This is a genomic window from Vibrio sp. 1069, from assembly GCF_033340555.1.
The window spans coordinates 1-584 of the sequence record NZ_JAWOWP010000666.1 but is presented as its reverse complement, the minus strand read 5'-3'; the positions used below and the strand labels follow the sequence as shown (position 1 = coordinate 584).

Annotated in this window: 1 protein-coding gene; it reads left to right on the top strand. The window is 46.4% G+C overall.

Annotation, left to right across the window (positions count from 1 at the left end; all coding sequences use genetic code 11):
* Window positions 1–584 (top strand): BCCT family transporter (locus tag R7040_RS28355; RefSeq protein WP_318097872.1); only part of this gene is annotated, 584 nt, incomplete at both ends.

Below are 584 nucleotides of genomic sequence, written 5' to 3'. Positions count from 1 at the left end.
ACGTTCATTACCTTTGATACTGCGATGGGTTCATTAGTCGACACGACAATGGCATACATCCAAAACATCATTCCGTTGAGTAACCCGCATGGTCGTGAAGACGAAACGTGGATGCACGGTTGGACAGTGTTCTACTGGGCGTGGTGGGTATCTTGGTCTCCGTTTGTGGGTATGTTTATCGCTCGCGTATCGAAAGGCCGTACCGTTCGAGAATTTTTGTTCGCAGTCATCGTGATTCCGACGTTGGTAACATTGGTTTGGATGTCAGTATTTGGTGGTATTGCGCTTGATCAGGTCGTGAACAAAGTTGGTGAATTGGGTGCGAATGGTTTAACGGATATTTCACTGACACTATTCCATGTTTACGATGTACTACCATACAGTTCAGTGATTTCTATTCTGTCGATTGTTTTGATTTTGGTGTTCTTTATCACCTCATCTGACTCCGGTTCATTGGTTATCGACAGTATCACTGCGGGCGGTAAGATTGATGCTCCCGTTCCACAGCGAATTTTCTGGGCGTGTATCGAGGGTTCAATTGCCGCGGTTATGCTCTGGGTTGGCGGTAAAGAAGCCTTGCAAGC